We start from the raw sequence: 22568 nt of genomic DNA on the forward strand, positions 1-22568 counted from the left end.
CGCGAATGTCGGCTGGCGTGAAGCGCTCATGCACTTCGCAATGACCGTTCCAGGCGATGATCTCGACCGAAGTCTGTGCCGCGATATTCCTGGCCAGGTATTCATCGGGCAGCATGATCACCCGCGCAACGCCAAGCGACTCCACCACAGCCAAAGCGTTGCCGGAGGTGCAGCAGATGTCCGACTCGGCCTTCACGGCAGCGGACGTGTTGACGTAGGTCACGACCGGCACACCAGGGTAGCGTTGCCGCATCAGCCGCACGTCGTCCGCCGTGATCGAGTCCGCCAGCGAGCAGCCGGCGCCAAGATCCGGAATGAGCACCGTCTTGTCCGGATTGAGGAGCTTCGCCGTCTCAGCCATGAAATGCACGCCGGCGAGCACGATGATGTCTGCATCGACGGTCATTGCCTTGCGGGCCAGCGCCAGGCTGTCGCCGACGATATCGGCGACGCAGTGAAAAATCTCGGGGGTTTGATAGTTGTGGGCCAGGATGACAGCGTTGCGCTCGCGCTTGAGCGCCAGAATAGCCTCGATGTCGTCGCTGAAAGCCGCCCATTCCACTGGGGGGATGATGCGCTGGACGCGCTGATACAGGGACGCGGCCGAAGGTATCGTCCCGCTCACCGGCGCCTCCCGTTTATAATCCATTCGACTATAAGGGGTATATATCTAGGTTGACTATAAGAGTGTCAACCCCGGGCCAGAGGCAATTTTGTCCCCGCCACGGCTGTTTCGTCCAGCACGGCATGGCGGAACTCATAGAGCTTGGCCGGGCGCCCGCCCGTATCCAGGGACGTCTCGCCAGTCTCCTCGACCAGTTCTTGCTGCTCGATGAGCCGGCGAAAGTTGGGCTTGTTGATCAGCCGGCCGGCCAGGGCTTCCACGGTCCGTTGCAGCTGCAGCAGCGTAAACACCGGCGGCATCAGCTCGAAGACGACTGGCCGGTATTTGATCTTCGAGCGCAAGCGCGCAAGGGCCGTCGCCAGGATGCGGCGATGGTCGGCAACCATCGTTGTCCCGGCTGTTGAGTCGGATGCGATCGACCGTTCGTCGCGGGTGGCCTCTGCCACCAGACCCGCCTCGTAAAGCAGCTCATAGCGCTGGAGCGCCAACTCTTCATTCCAGGGCCGGTCCTCGAACGCGAAAGCAATGGCAGCCCGCCGCCGCCGCTCACTGCGCGTCGCAGTTTGCTCGCCCTCGGCCGCCCAGGCAAGCAGACGCGGCGCCAGAACATCCGCAATCAGTTTCGGTGTTCCGAGGCGGTGGTCCTCCCACGGAAAATAATCGTACCAGCTCCGCCAGGCGCAGGCGGATGCGCCGGTGGCATGTTCTTTCCGGGTCAAAGCGAGATAGCTGATGGAAATGACGCGCTGCTGACGCCCGTCGGCGCGGTCGCGATCAGCAAATGTATAGAGCTGCTCAATATAGCCGAGGGGATGACCAGTCTGCTGCTCGACCCACGCCCTAAGACCTGACTGCAGCGATCGATGCTCCAGCGCGAACGGCCCCGAGGGCAGGCAATCCCCCTGCCCGATGGTGAGGACCGCTGGTTCACCGTCATTGACGGACACGACAACGGCAATCAGCTCCGCTTCGACTTGCTTGGCCTTTGCGGCGGCCCTACCGTTGCGTGTTGCTTTTGGGCGATCGTCCATGGTTGCCTGGGTTGGGCAGAGTTCCGTGAGAAGCTTCTCAATCGATTTAACCAGCGTGTAGCAGCCCCTTTAGCCTGTCAACACCACACTCTCCGTAAAGGCCTAGACCTTCGATCTACACGAAGAGTGTCGCAAACGCGAAGCCGCTCGGCAGTGACGCTAGGGAAGTGGACTGGGCGCGAGATTAAGAGCCCGCTTTCGCACTCGTGCTCATTCGAAGCGGCGTCGCAGCTTGCGGAATAAATAGTCAGCAAATTATTGTGCACTGCAATTTCTTCTTCGCATCTGCACAAATTTGTGGCAGATGGCTTCGGGTTGACGTCACGTGAGGGAAGTCGGTGAGCGCAACGCGAGCAATCAGGGCCTTGACCCCACCGGACATTGCCGCGCGCAAAGGTGCGACGCCGTTGGTCTGTCTGACTGCCTATACAACGCCCATTGCACAACTGGTCGATGCTCACTGCGATGTCGTGCTTGTCGGGGACAGCGTCGGCATGGTGCTTCACGGCCTGCCTTCGACGCTCGGCGTCACGCTCGAAATGATGATCCTGCACGGCCAGGCGGTGCGGCGGGGCCTCGAACGGGCGGTGATGGTCGTCGACATGCCGTTCGGCTCCTATGAGGAAAGTCCCGAACAGGCCTTTCGCAATGCTGCCCGCGTGATGGCGCAAACAGGCTGCGCGGCGGTCAAGCTCGAAGGCGGCGAAAGCATGGCCGCGACGATACGCTTCCTTGCTGCGCGTGGCGTGCCGGTGATGGCTCATGTCGGGCTGACGCCGCAGGCGGTGAATGCACTCGGCGGCTACCGCGTCCAGGGGCGGGGCGACGATGCTGACCGCATCCAGCATGATGCGGTCGCGGTGGCCGAAGCAGGCGCCTTCGCGGTCGTGCTTGAGAAGACACCTGAAGCCTTGGCGCGGCGGATCACGCAGGAGATCGCGATCCCGACCATCGGCATTGGCGCCTCGCCGGCCTGCGACGGCCAGATCCTGGTCGTTGACGACATGCTGGGCCTGTTCGGCGCCTTTCGTCCAAAGTTCGTCAAGCGATACGCCGAGCTGGGCGAGGCGGCTTCCGCGGCCATCTCGGCCTACTCGCACGACGTTCGTGAGCGCCGCTTTCCAGCGGCAGAACACGTGTTCGGGAACGAGCCGAAGACCTGAAAAGAGGAGATCCAACGTGGGCATCCCCATTCTTCGGACAGTTGCTGAACTGCGCAGCATAGTAGCCGTGTGGCGCCGGGATGGTTTGAAGGTGGCCGTCGTACCGACCATGGGCGCTCTCCACGAGGGTCATCTCAGTCTTGTGCGAGCCGCCCTCGCAAAGGCTGATCGGGTGATCGTCACGCTCTTTGTCAATCCGAAGCAGTTCAATAGCCCGGCGGATCTGATCGCCTATCCGCGAACCGAGTATGATGATGCCGCCAAACTGGCGCCGCTCGGCGCGCACATCCTTTACGCGCCGGATGCGGCGGATGTATATCCGCAAGGTTTTGCCACGACGGTTTCGGTGAGCGCGGTGAGCCAGGGCCTTTGCGGCGCGTTCCGGCCGGGTCATTTCGACGGGGTGGCGACCGTCGTCACCAAGCTTTTTCTCCAGACCGGCGCCGATCTGGCATTCTTTGGCGAGAAAGATTTCCAGCAACTGCATGTGGTGCGTCGGCTCGTTGGCGATCTCGACATTCCCATCAAGATCGTCGCCTGCCCGACGGTGCGTGAAGGTGACGGGCTGGCGATGTCTTCGCGCAACGCGCGGCTGTCCGCCCCTGAACGGCGCGCGGCACCCCGCCTTGCCGAAATTTTGTTCGAAACTGCCCGGCGGCTGAACTGCGAAGATTGCATCGATCGTGTGCTCGATGAGGCACGGCAGGCCATCCTCGCTGCAGGCTTTTCGCAGGTCGAGTATCTTGAGCTGCGCACGGGCGAGGACCTGGCTGTCATCGCCATCCCCAACCGACCGGCGCGACTGCTCGTCGCCGCCTGGCTTGGCAAGACGCGGCTGATCGACAATGTCGAGGTGTGGTCGCGAGGCTCGGTACAAGGTTTCGTGCAGGCCGCCGCCGCAGCGTGATGTTCTTCGCTCCTCTCCCTGGTCGCGAGCGCCGGGCGCTGCCGCGTCTGGCGATGGATCCCGTGCAGCCCGCCGGCGACAATCCACGCAGCCAATGGGCGCCTGAGTTGCTGCCCGCCCTCTAGTCTTAGTCTAGACGCCGATCACGAGTGCGCCGCCGGTAAGCCCGGCGCCGGCCGCGGCGAGCAGAAGCCTTTCGCCCGCCAGAAACGGCTTGCCCTGATGGGAGAGGGACAGCGACAGCGCAATTGTCGCGGCAGAGGAATTGCCGAACTCCGCAATGCTTCTCACCACCTTCTCAGGGCCAATATCGAGTTTGTCGGCGACGGCGTCGAGAATGCGGGCGTTGGCCTGGTGTGGAACAAACCGATCCACGGCCTGAGCTGAAACGTTCGCTATTTCCAGCGCCTCGACCGAACACCTAGCCATCATCTCGACCGCCTTGGCGAACACGGAGCGTCCATCGGCGATTGTCATGCGGGTTTCGGCTATGTCGAAACCTCCGGCAAACGGCCGGCTGCTGCCGCCCGCCGGGATCTGGATCAGGCCATAACCCGATCCGTCGGAATCCAGCGAAGCGCCGAGGACACCGTGATACGGATCGGACGACGGGACCAGCAAGAGCGCGCCCGCGGCGTCGGCGAACAGCACCGCGCTGGCACGTTCGGCCGGGTTGATGCGGCGGCTCAGAATATTGGCGGCAATGACCAGCGCCGGCTTGCCGTGCGTGCGCACGAAGGCGTCGGCGAAGGTAAGCGCATAAACGAAACCGGCGCAGGCGCCTGCAAGATCGACCGCGCCGGCATGAGCAAGGCCCAGACGATGCGCCACCAGCGGCGCGCTTGGCGGCAGCAGATGATCGGGCGTCGATGTTGCCAGTAGCAGAAGGCCGATCGCGGCGCGGTCGGTGCCAGCCATGTCCAGCGCCATATCTCCCGCCTGCCCGGCCAGGCCCGACAACGTGTCGGAAGGCTCGGCCCAGCGGCGTGACCGGATGCCAGTCCGCCTCTCGATCCAGCCAGCCTCCAGGCCAAGCGAGGCCTCGATTTCGGCATTCGGCACGACCCGCGCCGGCGCGTGGTGGCCGAAACCGGTGATTTTCGCGCCTCGGATCATCGGGCTTGCCCAACAAGGTCGGCGGCCTCGTCGATCGCGTCATGCAGGCGACCAAGCTCGCTGGCGCTTACGCAATAGGGCGGCAGAAGATAAATCACATTGCCGAGCGGGCGTACCAGGAGATCGCGCTCAAGGAAGAAAGCGCGCAGCTTCGGGCCGATTTCAGCCAGGTAGCCGGAGTTGGTGACCGCCAGTTCGAAGGCGGCAATGGTGCCGGTCACCCGGACATCGGCGAAGCGGGAATCTTCGGCAAAGCGGCGAGCCCCTTCGGCTTGCAGTCGCGTCAGTGTTGTGACGCGCTCGATGACCGGCTCATCGCGCCAGATAGCGATGTTGGCAAGTGCGGCCGCGCAGGCGATCGGATTGGCGGTATAGGAGCTCGAATGAAAGAAGGTGCGACTGCGGTCCGGCGAATAATACGCCCGAAAGATGGCGTCGGTGGCGAGCGTGGCGGCAAGCGGAATCGCGCCGCCGGTCAGCCCTTTCGACGTGCACAATATGTCGGGCGCAATACCTGCCTGCTCGCAGGCAAACAGGGTACCGGTCCGGCCCCAGCCGGTCATCACCTCATCGGCGATGAACAGCGTCCCGGAGGCCTCGGCGATACGTTTCAATTCGGCCAGGATCTTTGGCGAATACATCCGCATGCCGCCTGCGCCCAGGACCAGCGGTTCTATGATCAGCGCCGCCGCCTTGCTATCACGGCTGAACGCCTCGAAGGCGTCGAGCGTTTCCTGCTCGCGACCCGCGGCAGGGAAAGGGATGCTGTCGACGTCAAAGAGCAGGGGTTCGTAGGCGGCGTTGAAGACGCCGCGGGCCCCGACGCTCATCGTCCCGATCGTGTCGCCGTGATAACTCGATTCCATCACAACGATACGCGAGCGCGGCGCGCCGATGTTGCGGAAATAGCCGAGCGCCATTTTGAGCGCCACTTCGACGCTGGTCGAGCCGCTGTCGGAATAAAAGACCCAGTCCAGACCCTTCGGCGCCAGGCCGATGAGCGCGCTCGCCAGTTCTTCGGCCGGCGCGTGGGTGAGACCAGCAAATATGATCTGGTCGAGCGTTTCGGCAGTTGAGCGGATCGCCTCGACGATTGCGGGATGGCGATGGCCGTGGGTCACCACCCACCACGAGGATATTGCGTCGAGGATGCGCTTTCCGTCATCCGTCTGCAGGTATGCGCCTTCGGTCCGAACGATTCTCGGCAGGGCCGGTTCGACGGCGTGCTGGGTAAAGGGATGCCAGACGGCTGAGCGGCTCATGCGCTGGCCTGCTGAAAAGGCACCATGTCGAAATGCGCTGCCATGGCTGACAGAAGAGTGTCGGGCGCCAACGGATCGAGGAAAGGCAAACGGCCAAGCACACGCACCTTGCCGATCGCAGCGATCGTGCATTCCGTGTCGGGCATAGGGTCGCCGATGAATGCGACGCCCAAAAGCGGAATGTCGCGGCGGCGCAGCGCCTCGATCGAGAGAAGGGTGTGGTTGATCGTGCCGAGCGCGGTGCGCGCACAAAGCACGACCGGCGCGCGCCAGCGGGCGAACACATCGATGAACGGGACGTTGCGGTTGAGCGGCACCATGAGACCGCCGGCTGCCTCGACGATCAGCGGGCGCGCCGTTATGGGCAGAACGAGGCGGTCGGGATCGATCAAAACGCCATCGAGTTCGGCGGCACGATGCGGCGAGAGCGGTCGGACCAGCCGCCAGGCTTCCGGGACGATCCGCTCTGGGGGAAGCTCCGCGAGTCTTACTACCGTCTGGGTATCGGTTTCGCCATCGAGCCCCGACTGCACCGGTTTCCAGTAGGCGCCATTGAGCAGCCTGACCAGACCAGCCGCGAGAACCGTCTTGCCGATGCCGGTGTCCGTGCCGGTGATGACGAAGGTTTGATTCATGCCGCCATTCGCTCCCATTCCTCTGCCAGTGCCTTGATCATCGCAGCGACGTCGGCCTGCTCGACATTGAGCGTCAGTGAAATCCTGAGCCGAGCCGTGCCCTCGGGCACCGTTGGCGGGCGGATGCCGCGCACATCGAAACCGCGCGCCTGCAGCGCGCTGGCGAGCGCCATGGCGCGGGCGTTGTCGCCGACGATGACCGGCAGGATCTGCGAGCCGCTCGGCGCCACCCCGCAGCAGGCTTTGAGTTCCCGGCCGGCGAAGGCGACGAGTGCTGCAAGCCGCTCGCGGCGCTCGGGTTCGTCATGCAGGACGGCGAGCGCCTCGGTTGCAGCCACCGCCATCAGCGGCGAAGGGGCGGTGGCATAGATGAAAGGCCGGCAACGATTGATGAGGTAGTCGCCGATGACCTTGGGTCCGGTCACCAGCGCGCCGGAGGCGCCAAGCGCCTTGCCGCAAGTGTGCAACACGACGACATTGTCGCGGCCTTCGAAATCGTGCGCTAGGCCGCGTCCATCAGGTCCATAGACGCCGGTGGCATGCGCCTCGTCGATCAGCAGAAAAGCGTGGTGACGGTCGGCAAGTGCCGCCAGATCGGCAAGGGGCGCGCGGTCGCCGTCCATGGAATAGAGGCTCTCGACCACGATCCAGGGGCGACCCGTGCCGCCCAAACGCCGCCACGCCAAAATGGCGTCTTCGAAGGCGCCGACGTCGTTGTGGGATGCCTCCACGGATGAAGCGCGGCCGGCCCGCGCGCCCTCATGGGCACTGGCATGGATGAGTGCGTCTAGGACGACGAGGTCGCCCTTTTGCGGAAGTGTGGTCAGGACGGCGAAATTGGCGAGGTAGCCCCCGCTGAAGAAAAGCGCACGTTCAGCACCGAAAAAACGCGCCGCCTCGGCTTCGAGGGTCTCGTGCTCGGGTCCATTGCCGCGCAACAGGCGAGACCCCGTGGCGCCGATCGGCGTGCCGGCTGCGAGTGCTGCTGCGACGGCTTTGGCCAGGCGCGGCGAGGCTGCCAGGCCGAGATAATCATTGGAGGCGAAATCAAGGCCAGCCCGCGGCGACAGCGCGCGCAAACGGTTCTTGCGCGCGAGCCCGCTCAGCGTCGTCTCATAGCGGTCGAGCAAGCCCCCTGCGCTCACAGGCTGGAAAGCTCCATTGGTTCAATACCGAGCTTGCGAAAGAGCGCAGTGTCCTTATCCTCACTCGGATTGTCCGCCGTCAGCAGCGTATCGCCGACAAAGACGGAATTGGCGCCAGCAAAGAAGCACAGTGCCTGCATCTCCTCGCTCATTGCCGTGCGGCCAGCCGACAGGCGCACATAAGATTGCGGCATCAGGATACGAGCGAGCGCAATCGTTCGGACGAATTCGAGCGGCTCTATCGGCCGCTCATGACCAAGCGGCGTGCCTTCGATCGGGATCAGCATGTTGATCGGGACGCTGTCGGGCGGCTCCGGCAGATTGGCGAGCGTCACCAGCATGTCCACGCGGTCGACCGGTTTCTCGCCCATGCCGACGATGCCGCCGCAGCAGACTTTGATGCCGCTGTCGCGGACATTGGCCAATGTTTCGAGCCGGTCAGTGAACGAGCGCGTCGTGATGACTTCGCTGTAGTAGCGCTCGGACGTATCGATGTTATGATTGTAGTAGTCGAGGCCCGCTGTCTTTAGCTGCTGCGCCTGCTCAGGATCGAGCATGCCAAGCGTCATGCAGGTTTCCATGCCGAGCGCCTTGACGCCTTCGACCATGGCGACCACGACCTCCATGTCGCGCGCCTTGGGGCTGCGCCACGCCGCGCCCATGCAATAGCGCGTCGCACCCGCATCGCGCGCCTTGCGGGCTTCCTCGATGACGCGTTCGACCGCCATCAGCTTGGAGGCCTTCAGTCCGGAATTGTGTTGCGCGGACTGGCTGCAATAACCACAATCCTCGGGGCAGCCGCCGGTCTTGATGCTCAGCAGCCGGCTGAGCTGAACGCGGTTGGGATCAAAGTTCGCACGATGGACGCAATGGGCGCGAAACAGCAGTTCGTTGAAGGGAGACTCGTAGAGGGCCCGGGCTTCGGCTTGGCTCCACAGGCGGCGGCTTCTGGCAGCTCCCCTATCTGCGGTCGAACCTTCCGTGGGCGAAACAAGCGTCATGATTTCCCCTATCCGTGAGCAGGCCCGCGCTGTTTACAGGACGCGACGGGTTTTTCCAGCCGAAATCTGAAATTCACTGCGGGTCAAAATCTCATTTCCCTCGCAGCCAGCATAATGGGCCCAAGAACCGACCGAGGCATGGTGTCGGCAGGACGCGGGCGCATTTGCTCGACTTGGCCTTGAGGACCTGCCGGTTCGGCTCCTCGCCGGTGTGTCCAGAACAATCCTAATCAAGCTGGTAACATGTCATTCAGCCGGACTGTCTATAGCAACAATATGACGCCGCGCAGCAAACGGATTCTGGGCAAATCTACAGTCGTGACAATAATTGCAGTCGTCGCGACTTTCGGGCTGTCGTTCACGGCAAGACTTGGCCTGCAGATGCCGATCGACTGGCTGAGTTGGGTGGAATGCACCGTCATCCCCATCCTGATCGGAATGCCCGTTAGCGCCTTTATCTTCACCCAGGGGGAAACGATTCAGGAAACATGTGACAAGTTGGAGAAATCATACACAGCGCTGAGAGAGGCGCACGACAGGCTCACCTTCGTATCCAGTCACGACCCGATGACAGGCCTTCTCAGTCGCGGTGAATTTATCGCAAGAATGGACAGAAAGCGTGACGAAGGTGAATGCGACACACTGCTCCTGATCGATCCGGATCACTTCTCCTTGATCAACGACCAACACGGCCATTCCAAAGGTGACGAGGCTTTGGTTCGAATTGCAAAGGCGCTCGTTTATCTGACACGCCCGGGAGACTCGATCGGTCGTCTTGGCGGAGAAGAGTTTGGGGTGTTGCTACGCAGCGCGCGTAAGGAGCAGGCAGGTACAATTGCGGAAAACATACGCCGTCTTATCGAGGCGGGTCCGATGGCGAAAGGCCAACAGGACGGCGTGAAAGTGACTGTCAGCATCGGCGGCGCGGAAATCTCTCCCGATGCAGATGCTCAAGACGTCCTTCGCACCGCCGGACGATGCCTTTTTGAAGCGAAACAGCGTGGACGAAATCGTGTTTCGTTCGACTATGAATCGGCCAAATTGCGGGCGGTGGCGCCATAACCCAGTTTGGGCCCAGCCTGACGCGGGCAGAGTGTTGCCTGATGGGGCCTGCTTTCGGCCTGCCCATCTGCACGACCAGCCCCAGCCACATCACAAGCCGCACAGCCTTGCGGGCCGTTTTTCCTGTAGACAGCATTGTTGGAGCCGTCTCCCAAGTGACCACAAAAAAGCCCGCTCCATTGTCTGGAGCAGGCCTTTATGTGCGGTACTCAGAACCTTGCCGCTGCGCGAAAGATAGAAGCGAATGGTAAACACCGACTGAAGGTCGATGCCGTTTTGATGGCCTTTGAGCTTCCGGCCCTGCCAGCCGACAAATGCTGGCGAGTTGACAGCTTGCTCAATGCAGGCCGAACTCGCGCAATCCCTCCCCTCGCGATAGCGCACAAACCGGCTTTCGCTGCGCTCGCGCGGCCGCGGCAAGTCAACGGTGATGAAGCCGCGCCGCCCGCCCTTCTCGCAGCACCCTGTCGGCGAGATAGATCGCCTAACTCGAGTTCATGGGGAACGATGACCACGGATCGGCAGCCACTCGCTGCTTTCAATCCAGCTCCGCCACGCGGGATGTTCGGTTGATAGCCGCTCATTGGCCGACGTACCCGGCAAACGGCTGCCCAGCAATTGCGCAGGGTCGCGATGTTGTCTTTAACTGGCCGGTCGTGACGCCATCCGAGAATGCCGGGTCTTGCAATTTTTTCTTTGCTGCGTCTAATTTCAATGCCTTGATCTGAACCGGCCTGGCACAACTGCCAGGCCACACTGCAATTGTTACGAAGGAATACGTAAATATGGCGACCGGCACCGTGAAGTGGTTCAACAGCACCAAGGGATTTGGATTTATCCAGCCCGACAACGGTGGTCAGGACGTTTTCGTCCACATTTCCGCTGTCGAACGAGCGGGCCTCTCGACCCTCGCTGATGGGCAGAAGATCAACTACGAGATTGAACAGGACCGCCGGACTGGCAAGTCCTCCGCGGGCAATCTCAGCAAAGCTGGTTGATTTCAGCTGACTCCCTTAAGAGCCGGACGGACGCGGCAGGCCGGGATGGCCGGCCGACCCGTTCGATGCGAGCGATAGCACATGGTTAACCTCACCCTTTGGCAACAGATGGCTGCCAAGGGGTGCGAGTTGGCTTGCCGACGAAAGAGCTTGGGCGGTTGTCCTGTAGCGGACCGGGCTCTTGCCGGAAATAGGGCGGATGGGGAGCAGGACGTTGAGAACCTGTCTGATCGGATTCATGGAAGCTCCCTTCTGACTGTCGGCGGCAACCATATTATAACCAGCCGCGGCAACGAGTGACAATTGCACGACGTGATTCCATCCTTCGTGCGCGACCACAGGAGAGGCCACGTGACGGAACTGACAAAACATCTCGGCACCGTGATCGTGAAGTCGGACGGCACCGGCCCGTCGGCTCCCGGGCGTATCAGGATACGGCGGCGCGGTGGCTCGGCACGGCGCCTCTAGAATATCGCGACGAATTTCTGGCTCGGCTGGACGCTGGATGCCTCGTTCCCTAACCTGAAAGGCATGTCCACTTTGGCGTTTTGCGCTCAAAAGGAATCGTTTAGTCTTCCTGCGGCCGGCGTTCTGGTGGGACAATTCCATCCGCCTTGTCTGCAGAGGAAATTATGAAGAGACTATTGTTTGCATTTGCGTTTTCGGTGGCGACATCCGGAGCGTTCGCTTCCGGGCTTGGTGTCTCATTTGAATGGGGACCTACGAAAAGATGCTTTGATCCGAAGTCGCCCCCAATAACATTGTCGGGCGTTCCTCAAGGTACGGCAAAACTCCAGATCACGATGACGGATAGCAGTTCTGCCTATAACCACGGCAGCGGGACCGTTGCTTACAAAGGGCAAACGTCGCTGCAGTACGGAGCGTTCCGATACCACGGGCCATGCCCCGACAGTGGAACTCATTTCTACAACATAACCGTAAAGGCGTTGGACGCATCCGGAAGTGTCTTGGCTAGCGGCTCTGCTTCCCGGCCATTCTCTGCCAAATAGCTAACACGAGCCTCCCCTCGACAGGGGTGGCTCGTTTCAAGACTTCCCAAACTTAGAACCCTTTTTCGTCCGTTCGACTATTGACCGCCCCCTTCACAAATGGCTCGGCCTAAAACGCATGGGAAAAGCAGAGAGGGCAACAGATCGGCACCAGAATGAATATGGCCGCGCGAAGTGACAGACGCGTCAACTATCGGCATCTCGCATGGTCGGTGGTAACCTGGACTTGGCGCGAGATGCGCCCACCCTGCTGACGCGGTTCTCCATCAAGGTCATCGCGGTTTCGCTTGGCGAGAAAAACGCCCGCGTGTGGCAGAATGTACCGGCAATCCGATCTCAATAGATGTCGAGGAGATCGGCGAAAGCGCCTTCAATACCGCTGGCAGGCGGCAAGCTGGTCCAGGACGGCGGCGCGGACCTCTTGCCGGCGGGGCATCGGGTGGCCGTGCTGGCTTGAGGCCTTGTCTTTCAACATTGAACTGCCGCCAGCGCCGTTTTGCGGATCATGCCGTTCTGGCGTGGAGAGAGCGGTCCGCCGCACAATTGCCCGCGGCCTTCTCGCTTGCGCGAGTCTGATGATAACCCTTAAAAAAGGGCGCCCGGGAACTGGGCGCCCTTCTCATCGACGAAATGCTAGGATTGGAGGTCCGTGATCAAGCAATCCGCCGACAACTCTTCAAGCCTCACCACAACGGTTCAGCCGCGAATTAAAGGCTCATAGATACCCCTTCGAACGCGGCGAACCTGTGCTTCAATCCTCAGAACGAGCGCTGGAAGCGGAGGAGGCCGCCAACGTTGTTCTTCTTGTCTGCAGCGGTCCAGTTGCCGAACGGGGTGCCGTCGCTGAAGTGACCAAAGTGATCGTAGTCAACTTCCGCGGTGACCGTGAGGCCGGGGACGATGTCGTAGGCAACGTTCGCCGCCACGCCATAATTCTTGTCCTGGTCACCCGAAACCTGCAAGTTGAACGACGTCTTCGGATTGAACTTATAGGTGCCACCGGCCCACCAAGCCCAGTTACCGCCCCACTGTTTGTAGAAGTCGCGGCCGCTTGCGACTGCAAGCGAGTGCTTGTCGGTGCCGTAGCCGAACATGGCGAACAGTGACAGCTCGCTGGTCACATTGAAGTCAGCACGAACCTTGCCGGCCCACTCTTCGTAGTTGCTGTCATAGGCGACGACGCCGGTGATGGCGCCCCAGCCCTGCGTGTACTTCACGCCACCGACGACATGCGGAATATAGCTGTCGATCGTGCCAACGTAAAAGACATTGTTGACGTCCACTGAACCTTCTTCGAGCGAGACAATGGCCGAGAAGCCGTTGCCGGCGTCGAAGTTGTACTGGATGAGGTTGGTGGAGAAATCGCCGTAGGGGACGATGGTGTCGTTGAGAACGTTGCCGGCATATCCGATGAACGTATCAAAGGCCGAATCATCCAAACCGACACGAAGCCCACCAAGCTGGATCCAGGCAAAATCCATCGTAACGCCCTTGTTGTGGGCCTGATTGCCGTCTCCGCCAGCGTAGTAGGCGCTGTTGCCGAAGTTGAATTTCGTCTGGGTGTAGGTCTTCAACGTGCCGAGCTCGGTTTCCTGGCCGGTCCAGGTCTTCAGCGAGAAGCGGGCATTCTTGTGCCAGGTGCCCTGGTCCTTGCCGTTGAGAACGTCTGTCGAACGTGCGCCATCGAAGCTGCCGACATCGCCAGCGCTGATGTCGTAGCGGACGTAGCCGCCGATGCGCAGGCAGGTTTCGGTGCCTGGAATGTAGAAGTAGCCGGCGCCGTAGACGTCGCAGATCTTGACGTATTCAGCCGGTTCCGGCTCGGCGACGACGACGGCGTCGGCGGCGCGCGCACCGGAAACTGCGATCAGGGCCGCAGCGGAGCCGAGAAGAAGGCTCTTGATGTTCATATTTTGATCTCCATTCATTGATTTGAAAAGGGCGAGGACGTCGATGGACGAACCGCTCCCTGTCGATCGAAAAAGATGCGCATCGCGATGCATCCTTCCCTGCTCGAACGCTATTCACCGGGCGAATTAGTGCAAGTTCAAATTCCGTTTGCCGGCCACATAACGAAGTATCAGTTGCATTTTTATCACTAAATCTTCAATATTACTTGCACAAATCGTACAACTATACATTTGCACAAATCGCACAATTGGTACATATGCTGTTTGCGCACATATAGAATGCGCGGACAGCCATCGGCACCCGGCCAAACGTCAGATAGATCCAATCAGAGAAATAGCCTGGGCCGCCGACGCAACGACTTCTTCGTTCATACCTTCTCTGAGCAATTCGATAGGAATGCGACCCTTGAGAAGGGGCGAGGGACTGATCAGCCACAGCCAAGCCAGTCTGGGATCGGAGATCGAGGAAAGGACCTGCCTGATTCCGGGCATGGGCCTGCCGTCGATGAACTGAGCCAAGGGAAATACATGCTTGCGGGAGCCTCGCCGAAAGGCAACCACATCATTATGCCGCTGCCACCAATGCAGCGTAGACCGCGGTATTCCAAAACGTCTCTCGAGATGCGTCGACCCCGCAACTGGACCGGCCCATTCTGCAATGCGCGCGCCTTCTCTCGGGCAATCTTTCAGAACCGGATGCCCGAGCGGATGATTGGCTGCCCGGGGCCGCGAAGCGATCTCACCCGCCTGGGCGTTTAGCCGTCGCGCTGCTTCGGCCTCGAGCCTACCAAGAAATTCGGCGGCCACGGCGGTCAATTCGTTGGAAGGAGAACCCGAAGGCGCAACAGCAGCCCTGTCACCCTGCTTCGCCTCATCGCATTGGGCAAGAATGCGATGCACCTCCCTCATGACAAAGCTTGAGAGCTCGGTCTGGCGCTTTTCATCCCCAAGATCACTCGACGCGGACATATGTGGCTTTCCCGATGGCATTCCCTCAGCAAGCCGCCGAAAGAGCGTTGAAGACATGAAGTTTGGGGGACGGCGATGTGTTGCGTTTTCGTATGCTCGCAACCTAGCAGCCGTCTTGCGGCTTCAACTTGTGCCTCTCAATAAAAAAAGGGAAGAACATCAATGGACGACCGTCTTGCCCCCACGATCGAAATAGACGCACATCAGTGCATGCTTCACAGCGCGACGCTATTCGTGACGCTCGTTTGTGCAAGTCCAAAGTTTATCTTGCTAGCGTTATATAATTAGACGTTGCTTTTATGCAACAATGCTCCAAGTGTTACTTGCACAAATCGCACGTATTGCACATTTGGACGAACTGTACATTCGGTCGCGACTTTGACGCACGCATTTACTGGCGGTGTACATCCTTCACCGTTGCCGCGAGGCATTGGCCCGGCGCGCGGCACCTCCTTCATGACAAAGGGTGAAAGGCCGTCCTCGGGCGTTTCATTTCCAAGACCACTTCGATCCACTCATACGGGCTTCCGGAGCGAGACCGTGGCTTCGGACGGTGCAAAGGAATATCCCGTTATAATCGAATTGATTATAAGGACATATTTCTACGTTGAGTATAAAGGATGTCAAGCCCGCGCCAGCGGTAATTTTGTCCCGGCGACCGCCGTTTCGTAGAGGACATCTTGGCGGAAGCGATAAAGCTTCGCCGACCGACCGCCGGTATCAAAAGCACTTTCGCCGGTCACCGCCGACGCCTTGGCCCACGCTCCTGATCTCTTGTCCTGCCTTGCGGGCAAGATCAGGCTGTCGCCGACGATGTCTGCGACGCAGTGGAAGTTTCCGGTGTCTGGTAGTTGTGCGCCAGGATGACGGCGCTTCGGCGCCGCTTCAAATCGAGAATGGCGTCGATATCGTCGACGAAAGTCAGCCATTCGGCTGGCGGGATCACGCGCCGGACGCGATCGTACAGGGAAGCGCCCGAAAGCAGCACGGTGCTCATCGAGCCCTCCGATTATATTCCAACTGAATATAACGCGTATATATTCGTGGAGAGTATAAGCGGTCAACCCCGTGCCAGCGGCAATTTTGTCCCGGCTATCACCCTCTCGTCGAGAACGGCGTGGCGGAAGCGAAAAAGTTGCGCCGGCCGGCCGCCGGTTTCCGCGGTCGTCTCACCGGTCTCTTCGACCAGCTCCTGCTGTTCGATCAGGCGGCGAAAGTTCGGCTTACGCACGAGCCTGCCGGCGAGTGCCTCCACCGTGCGCTGCAGCTGCAAAAGCGTGAAGATCGGCGGCATCAGTTCGAATACGACCGGCCGGTATTTGATCTTGGAGCGTAGCCGCGCAATGCCCGTTGCCAGGATACGACGATGATCGGCGATCATCGATCTGCCCGACACCGAGGTGGACGCCGCCGAATATCCGCCGCGTATTGCTTCCTCCACCAGGGCGGCTTCGTAGAGCAGCTCATAACGTTGAAGCGCGAGTTCCTCGTTCCAATGGCGGTCGTCAAAGCCGAAGGCGATCGCCGCCCGCCGTCGTCGGTCGAGGCGTGTCGTGCCGTCGTCAGTGCCATCCGCCCATTCCATCAGGCGCGGCCGCAATTCGTCCAGCACGACCGCCGGTGTGCCGGAGCGGTGATCCTCCCACGGGAAATAGTCGTACCAGCTTCCCCAGTGTGGCCCGGCCGAGCCGCCAGCTTCGTCTTGGTGGGTGAGCGCCAGATAGCTGATAGAGATCACGCGGTCATCAGCGCCAACCCGGTCGCGATCGGCGAAGGTGTAGAGCTGTTCGATATAGCCGAGCGGCTGGCCCGTCTGCTGTTCCACCCATCCCCTGAGGCCCGACTGCAGCGAACGGTGAGTAAGCTCGAACGGGCCCGAGGGCAGGGCGTTTGCCTGCGGGATGGTCAGAACGCAGGGGGCGCTGGAGTCCATGGCGACCACGACGGCGATCAAATCCGCATTGACGTCGTTGGCCTTGCCTCCAGCTCCTCCTTTCCTGATCCCTTTTGCGCGATCGTCCATGGTCCCCGACGTTGTTGGGCAGAGCGCTGCCGCGTAGGCGGCTGAACCGATTTAATTTGGTTTTGTCTGATAATTGTCGACGCGCGTCAACACCAAGCGTCGTGGCGATTTTAGCTGGTCACAGCTGCACCGAAAATATGCCAAGCGCGACACCCGTGTTGGTAACGTTGGGGAAGGAAACGGCCATTAAGTGGCGGTGGCTGACGCCAAGGCGATCACACTGGATGTCTGTTCGGGCAAAGGTGGGGGACGCCGCTCGTCTGCCTGACGGCCTATACCACGCCGATTCCAAAGCTCGTCGATCGGCATTGCGACATTATCCACAGCGCGGCATGGTTCTCCACGGCTTGGCGTCGACGCTGGGCGTGACGCTCAAGATGATGATCATGCGGAGTCTGCCCTGCGCCGTGGCCTGGAGCCGGCGCTGATGGTCGTCGACCCGCCCCGTTCGGTTCTAAGAAAACCCGGAGCGGGCTTTCCGCAATGCCGGATAAGGCCCTTCCAGTTCGCCCGCGCCGCCATCATCGCATTCGCACTCCAGCACTACCTATGCGAGTCAGTAAATCGACTCGCCGGCACTATTGTTTCAGGGGAAATGAATCTAGTTTTAAAGGGTTCGGCCGGTAGGCCGGGCACAGCTGCGGCCATCACGGCCTTTTGACATAAACGCGTCGCCCGATTGAGATTATCTTGACGGTAGCGTAGTGCGCCATCGATGCCAGTCGAGATGATCATGGGCAAATATCGAGACCATCGCGAGCCACGCGGGCATCGCCATGAAGATGACCCCGTTTCCTTTTCGGAAAGGACCTCCGAACCAAGCTACTTTCAGCGCCCGGCGCCCGTCACCGCACACCCTGTCGACGCCGAGGTATTGTGGTTCACAGTCAGCAAGGGTCTTGGCTTCGTCAAACTGTCGGACGGCAGGGAGGCCTATCTGCACGTGCGAGTGCTAGAGGCGGCCGGAAGCCGGGATGTTGCCGCGGGGACGCCTCTCAAGGTCACGGTCGAAAAAAGTCCAAAAGGTCATCAAGTCGCGCAGGTGCTGGAGATCGGCGATCAGATCGCGAAAACTCCGTCACATACGCGCTTCGTTGAAGGGACCATCGTCGAGACGGGTGCGCAGCTAGAGAGCGGGGGCACGGTCAAGTGGTACAAACCCGACAAGGGCTTCGGCTTCATTGCTCCCGACAACGGTGAGAAGGACGTCTTCCTTCATGCCAGCACCCTGACCCGCTCAGGGCTCAGCGTGCTGGTGGAGGGACAGAAGGTGTTTGTCAAATGCGGGCAAGGCAAGAAAGGCTTGGAAGTCCGGAGCATTCGCCTCGCCTAGACGGCGATGCATCGCCCATGGCCCGGAACTGCCGCTCCGCTCATACAAAGAAAAAGCCACTGCCAGGCGGAGGTGACAGCGCGCTTGATTTGAATGCATCGCGGGAGGATGTGCGCCGCATTCAGCGCCCGCATCACATCTGGGAGGAGTAGATCTTCGAAGACAGGATCATATCCAAACGCAAATTATTGCAATGCACGTTTGCCCATCGCACAGGCGCAGGCGTTACCTAGCCGGGCGGCATGATCGGATCTGCCAAGAAAGAGGAATCCGCGCAGGCTCTGCTGGGCGGTGCAGCTGGCCGCGCGAGCTATGGACCAATTTGGTATGGGCATTTTCGAAGAAGATGCTCTTTACAAGAACCTGCCATGGGCAGCTAATCATTGTGGGCTCAAAGAGGGGATGGTTGGGAACCCGGGAGGAGATGATCGATGGACTACGAACTTGGTATTCGCAATCAAGATGACGATCGGCCTTACGAGCTTACCTCCTTCGCCAAAAAGCATGGCCTGACGCTCCCGATTGCGGATGCCGTACTGTTTGCAAAAGGGCCCTCTCGAACGGCGTGTGACACCGCTGCTTTGGCTTTCCTCTGCGCCGTCGCCACATATGCCAGGAAACAATCGGCGCGCTAGTTTTCGTCGAGAAAATCCCAGTAGCGAAGCGTGGCGCAAGTCCGGTTCGCTTGGCAGGTGGCTGATACTGCCGATCCGGCCGCCTTCAGCCGGCCGATCGAAAACTCATCTTCGGGCAAGAGAAGCCCGAGCGCCGGCTTGAGATTGCAACGCTAGCGGCTTTGCGACGAGCTGGATGCCGATGTATCAATCATCCATGAGTTCGTTCATACATGAAGGCCGGCTCTTTGAGCCGGCCCTTCCCTTATTAGCGTCGGCAGGCGATCCGGCTGGCGTCCAACGGCGAAGTCCTCACCTCTGACCAACCTCAACGCGACGACCATTCTTACCAAGTGACTATCAGCCCCGTCGAAGCCGACATTCGCGAGGTCAACAACGATCAATGGTGATCGCCCGCATCTTTCGTGTTCACAAGGTCACCGTCGGTCGCATCGGTGCCGAGGTCAGAACAGAAGTTCGCTGATTGTTCTGTCAGGGGCCGTTTTCAGAGGCGTCAGCGACGCCGCAGCAACGACAGACTGCAGCCAATGACCGTCACTGCGGCAGGCTTCGTCATGCTGCTGACGTCGATCCCGGCCGACGCGATGACTGCCGAAGAGGTTCTGCAAACCTATCGCTTGCGCTGGCAGGTCGAACTCGCCTTCAAGCGGCTCAAGAGCGGAATGGGCATCCATAAGCTTCCCGCGCGCGATGAGCGGCTCGCCCGAAGCTGGCTCATGGCCCATCTGATCCTGGCGCTGATGATCGACGAGGCCGTCAACGACGTTCTCGACTCTCCCCCCTGTGAAGACGAAACCACGCATGGCGCAATCGCTATCCCTTTGGAGGCTGCATAGACTTCTGCGTGCTACGATCCTCAATGCCATACTGAGGCTGCTGCGACCCGGAAAAATCGCGGCGCGCATTGCCGAAATCATTCGCCACGTCTGCGATCCGCCAAGACGGCGCAAAAACCAATCCGCCGCAGCAAGGATAGCTACCATGCCTTAAGTTAGCGCCTATGGGGCGCGCCGGATTACCCCGGTCGCCTTTCCAGCCTCCCCATCGATACCTGCAAGAACCTGGAACGCGGCTTTTGCAGCTCCTTCACCGCCAGTCCTAGGCGACAACGCTATCGGCGGTCAGCCCGATCAGGCTTGATGTGCCTCTCGTATTCTCGGCGGCCATGGTGTTGCCCGGATGGGTTCTTTGTGCGGACGCCACTATAGTGGCGGCGTCATCGGCACAGGAAGAACGGTTTTTTCGCCTAGACCTTGATGAAGCCGGCACAACTCAGCCGCAAAGTGCCGCAGGCATGAATCCGCGAGGTTTCGTGGCGAGTGACTTGGCTCCTGTGCGGAGTCCATTTCCCGCTCTTCCGGCTTAATTCCCTTGTTCCAGCCCGGACCTTGCCGATCAACCCGCTTCGGGGTCGGACTACGCAAGCGTGCCGTCGCTCAAGGCTTCGCCATCGCGATGATCGCGGTCCCGGCTGGACCCGACGGGCGCCTGTCGAGCGGGGAATGGTCCCCGCCAACACGGGAGCCAAACAAATGTCGCACGAACTCAGCCTCGCTCAGAGCCACGCCTGGAACCTCGCTCGCATCCTGATGACGCCGGTCATCCTGTTCAAGGTCGATGACAACGAGTACGGCGTTCTCCCTGCCGAAGACCTCGACGGCGACGAGGTCGAGGCGATCGCCGAATACTGTCCATACACAGGAGGCCGGCCGGTTCATTGAACCGGCCTCTATGCCACGGCGTGCCGCTTGCGAGCGGCAGGCCGCAAGGGAGGCTGCGCCGCGGCGAAAGCCGCGCCCTTGCGCCCTTTGCTCTTCGCGGCGGTTGGGGGAGGGTTCCGCCAAAATTGTGCGGAACAAATTGACTTGAAGAAAGGCCGGCCGGAAGGCTCTCGGGAGAGAAAAATGGAAAAGACGGACATAGAAGCGCTGCGTGGCCGGGTCGGCTGTGCCGCGGTGCTGGAGACCAGCGGCTTTACGGTCGACCTCAAGGAAAGCACGCGCAAAGCGGTCAAATACCGTCGTGGCGACGATATCATCATCGTCATCCATGACGGCAAGGGATGGTTCGACCCGTTGTCGGATCGAAAGGGCGATGTCTATTCGCTGGTGCAGCATCTGGATGGCGGCGATTTCCTGGAAGCCCTCTTGCAGGTAGCCTCGCTTGCGCGGTTCGTGCCGAGCGAGCCCGAATGGAAACGGCAGTCCCGGGAGACCAAGCCCGACCAGTCCGTCCCGCAACGATGGGCGGCCCGACGCAAGCCGTGGCGCGCGTCGGCGACCTGGCGCTATCTGCGCGATGAGCGGCACATTCCCGAACAGGTCATTGCGACCGCGATCGCTCAGAACGTTCTGAGGGAAGGCCCGCGCGGCAGCATGTGGGCCGCCCACAGCGACGCGGCCGGTATCGTCACCGGCTGGGAAGAGCGCGGACCGCAATGGCGTGGCTTTGCCGCCGGAGGCGGCAAGGTGTTGTTCCGGTTGGGGTCGGTGACAGCCACCCGCATCTGCGTCACCGAAGCGGCCATCGACGCCCTGAGCCTGGCCGCGATCGAACGGATCCGGCGCGACACGCTGTATGCCAGCACCGGCGGCGGCTGGTCGCCGGCGACGGACACGGCGCTTCGCCTGTTGGCAAGGAGGCCGAACACGCGGCTTGTCGCGGCCACCGACGCCAACGCGCAGGGCGAGGCATTCGTGTCGAGGCTGCGTGAGCTTGCCGGCGAGCTTGCTTGTGACTTTGAGCGGCTGAAGCCGCGCGCCGAAGACTGGAACGCGATGCTGCAGGACGCGGCATCCGCCTAACGGCGCCGATCACTCAACCGCGGCGCAGAATTGAAGATCGCCGGCCGTTGTCATGTCCGCTCGAAAGGGTGCGCACGTTGCCATGACAGCCGGTTCGCACCGCCAAATTGGGGAGGGCAACAAGGAAAGGGAGAAAAGAAAAGGAAACCCGGCTGCCGCATGCCCGCCGGTCGCGTGCAAGGGTGAAGCTTCGCCCGGCTGCGCCGGCCCTTGACCCGCCCGGACGGAGAGGCGGCCGCAGGGGAGGGGTCATGAAGGGCTGAAGACGATGGGCATCCACGAGGGTGCTGCGCGCTCAGGCCCGACGAGGCTGAAGGAGCCCGCAAATGAACCCCTTTTTTCCCAATCGTAAAGTCTACCAGGGCATCGCCGACCGCCGGCAGATGTTTCGCATGTTCGATCGCCATGTGCAGCGCCCGAACCGGGAGCATGTCGATGCCGGATTTCTCTATAGCGGCGAGTGGTTCGAAGTCGGCCCCGTCGAGCACGACTACATGCTGGAGATCCTGCCACCGCTCTGGATGCGGGGCGACATGTTCGCGCTACGCGAGTTCCTTACCGACAGCATCACCAGCGTCTTCTACACGCTGCGCATCGACGGCAAAACGCGCTACTTCCATGCCTACTGCGACCTGAATGTGGCGCGATCGGCTGCCGAAATGCGCGATGCCATCGTCGAGCGCGAGTCCTGGCCGGTGAAGGCGATGACGCGCGAGGAGCGGCTCGAGCATATCTGGAGCGCTACCCACGATGAGTACCGTGGTTACGCAGGCGAACGCTGGATGCCTGAGCATCGCGGCAAGCGTACGGTGCTCTGTTATGGCGGCCGGCAGGGCGCCATGCTGAAGCTGCTCGACGAGCTCACCGATGATGAGATCGCGGCGAAGCTGCCGGTGCATCTGCGCCACCTTCCCCTGGCCGTTGCCGCGTGAGGGGGAT

20 protein-coding genes and 1 pseudogene are annotated in these 22568 nt (G+C 60.9%); 10 read left to right on the plus strand and 11 right to left on the minus strand.

From position 1 onward, the window contains the following. On the minus strand, positions 1 to 625 hold a 625-nt coding region (locus NKH02_RS29245), incomplete at its 3' end, for a quinolinate synthase (protein WP_352883145.1). A 65-nt stretch (positions 626 to 690) separates the two neighbouring features. Then, positions 691 to 1656: an NUDIX hydrolase gene (locus NKH02_RS29250; protein WP_352883146.1), complete on the minus strand. Its 966-nt coding sequence runs from the start codon at positions 1654 to 1656 to the stop codon at positions 691 to 693. Between the two features lie 356 nt (positions 1657 to 2012). Between NKH02_RS29250 and panB the strand changes: the two genes are divergently transcribed. Together panB and panC are read left to right on the plus strand one after the other, a co-directional pair. Next, positions 2013 to 2819 (plus strand): 3-methyl-2-oxobutanoate hydroxymethyltransferase, encoded by an 807-nt coding sequence (gene panB / locus NKH02_RS29255; protein WP_502913872.1) that lies wholly within the window; start codon positions 2013 to 2015, stop codon positions 2817 to 2819. Between the two features lie 16 nt (positions 2820 to 2835). Beyond that, a complete protein-coding gene (gene panC / locus NKH02_RS29260; RefSeq protein WP_352883148.1) occupies positions 2836 to 3726 on the plus strand; it encodes a pantoate--beta-alanine ligase in 891 nt (296 codons plus the stop codon). A gap of 132 nt (positions 3727 to 3858) precedes the next feature. On the opposite strand, the gene bioZ is transcribed toward panC, so the two are convergent. From bioZ to bioB, 5 genes are read right to left on the minus strand one after another with little or no spacing between them, the layout of a single operon-like run. Next, positions 3859 to 4842 carry a 3-oxopimeloyl-[acyl-carrier-protein] synthase BioZ gene (gene bioZ, locus NKH02_RS29265; RefSeq protein WP_352883150.1) on the minus strand — a complete coding sequence of 328 codons (984 nt, stop codon included), beginning with the start codon at positions 4840 to 4842 and terminating at the stop codon, positions 3859 to 3861. Next, entirely contained in the window at positions 4839 to 6104 is a 1266-nt protein-coding gene (locus NKH02_RS29270) for an adenosylmethionine--8-amino-7-oxononanoate transaminase (protein WP_352883151.1), read from the minus strand. The genes bioZ and NKH02_RS29270 overlap by 4 nt, the downstream gene beginning before the upstream one ends. Further along, the gene (gene bioD, locus NKH02_RS29275) at positions 6101 to 6739 is read right to left on the minus strand and encodes a dethiobiotin synthase (protein ID WP_352883152.1); all 639 of its coding nucleotides are present in this window, start codon (positions 6737 to 6739) and stop codon (positions 6101 to 6103) included. Before bioD ends, NKH02_RS29270 begins: the two co-directional genes overlap by 4 nt. Next, positions 6736 to 7884: an 8-amino-7-oxononanoate synthase gene (locus tag NKH02_RS29280; protein WP_352883153.1), complete on the minus strand. Its 1149-nt coding sequence runs from the start codon at positions 7882 to 7884 to the stop codon at positions 6736 to 6738. Before NKH02_RS29280 ends, bioD begins: the two co-directional genes overlap by 4 nt. Further along, positions 7881 to 8885: a biotin synthase BioB gene (gene bioB, locus NKH02_RS29285; protein ID WP_352883154.1), complete on the minus strand. Its 1005-nt coding sequence runs from the start codon at positions 8883 to 8885 to the stop codon at positions 7881 to 7883. Before bioB ends, NKH02_RS29280 begins: the two co-directional genes overlap by 4 nt. Positions 8886 to 9161: 276 nt before the next feature. Between bioB and NKH02_RS29290 the strand changes: the two genes are divergently transcribed. Further along, positions 9162 to 9947, plus strand: a complete 786-nt coding sequence (locus NKH02_RS29290; RefSeq protein WP_352883156.1) for a GGDEF domain-containing protein — start codon at positions 9162 to 9164, stop codon at positions 9945 to 9947. 785 nt (positions 9948 to 10732) lie between these two features. Next, positions 10733 to 10945, plus strand: a complete 213-nt coding sequence (locus tag NKH02_RS29300) for a cold-shock protein (RefSeq protein ID WP_027038889.1) — start codon at positions 10733 to 10735, stop codon at positions 10943 to 10945. Positions 10946 to 12713: 1768 nt separating this feature from the next. On the opposite strand, the gene NKH02_RS29310 is transcribed toward NKH02_RS29300, so the two are convergent. The 4 genes and pseudogenes from NKH02_RS29310 to NKH02_RS29325 all read right to left on the minus strand — a co-directional run bounded on the left by NKH02_RS29310 (position 12714) and on the right by NKH02_RS29325 (position 16857). Then, the gene (locus tag NKH02_RS29310) at positions 12714 to 13865 is read right to left on the minus strand and encodes a porin (protein WP_352689124.1); all 1152 of its coding nucleotides are present in this window, start codon (positions 13863 to 13865) and stop codon (positions 12714 to 12716) included. 312 nt (positions 13866 to 14177) lie between these two features. Further along, entirely contained in the window at positions 14178 to 14834 is a 657-nt protein-coding gene (locus tag NKH02_RS29315; RefSeq protein WP_352688771.1) for an antitoxin Xre/MbcA/ParS-like domain-containing protein, read from the minus strand. A 791-nt stretch (positions 14835 to 15625) separates the two neighbouring features. Further along, positions 15626 to 15831 (minus strand): annotated as a pseudogene (gene nadA / locus NKH02_RS29320) (quinolinate synthase NadA); the annotation flags it as partial. A 63-nt stretch (positions 15832 to 15894) separates the two neighbouring features. After that, entirely contained in the window at positions 15895 to 16857 is a 963-nt protein-coding gene (locus NKH02_RS29325; protein ID WP_352632953.1) for an NUDIX hydrolase, read from the minus strand. 733 nt (positions 16858 to 17590) lie between these two features. On the opposite strand from NKH02_RS29325, the gene NKH02_RS29330 reads away from it, so the two are divergent. The 6 genes from NKH02_RS29330 to NKH02_RS29355 all read left to right on the plus strand — a co-directional run bounded on the left by NKH02_RS29330 (position 17591) and on the right by NKH02_RS29355 (position 22561). Further along, entirely contained in the window at positions 17591 to 18190 is a 600-nt protein-coding gene (locus NKH02_RS29330) for a cold-shock protein (RefSeq protein ID WP_352688767.1), read from the plus strand. A 431-nt stretch (positions 18191 to 18621) separates the two neighbouring features. Next, entirely contained in the window at positions 18622 to 18825 is a 204-nt protein-coding gene (locus NKH02_RS29335) for a hypothetical protein (protein ID WP_352632955.1), read from the plus strand. A gap of 434 nt (positions 18826 to 19259) precedes the next feature. After that, the gene (locus tag NKH02_RS29340; protein WP_352883157.1) at positions 19260 to 19661 is read left to right on the plus strand and encodes a transposase; all 402 of its coding nucleotides are present in this window, start codon (positions 19260 to 19262) and stop codon (positions 19659 to 19661) included. Between the two features lie 696 nt (positions 19662 to 20357). Continuing rightward, the gene (locus tag NKH02_RS29345; protein WP_352688761.1) at positions 20358 to 20546 is read left to right on the plus strand and encodes a hypothetical protein; all 189 of its coding nucleotides are present in this window, start codon (positions 20358 to 20360) and stop codon (positions 20544 to 20546) included. Positions 20547 to 20729: 183 nt separating this feature from the next. Then, positions 20730 to 21629 (plus strand): DUF3991 and toprim domain-containing protein, encoded by a 900-nt coding sequence (locus tag NKH02_RS29350; protein WP_352688758.1) that lies wholly within the window; start codon positions 20730 to 20732, stop codon positions 21627 to 21629. A gap of 326 nt (positions 21630 to 21955) precedes the next feature. Next, complete coding sequence (locus NKH02_RS29355) at positions 21956 to 22561, plus strand: DUF1419 domain-containing protein (RefSeq protein WP_352688756.1); 606 nt, start codon at positions 21956 to 21958, stop codon at positions 22559 to 22561. Positions 22562 to 22568: the final 7 nt, after the last annotated feature.

It is taken from the genome of Mesorhizobium sp. M1396 (assembly GCF_040317725.1).
Taxonomy (GTDB): Bacteria; Pseudomonadota; Alphaproteobacteria; order Rhizobiales; family Rhizobiaceae; genus Mesorhizobium.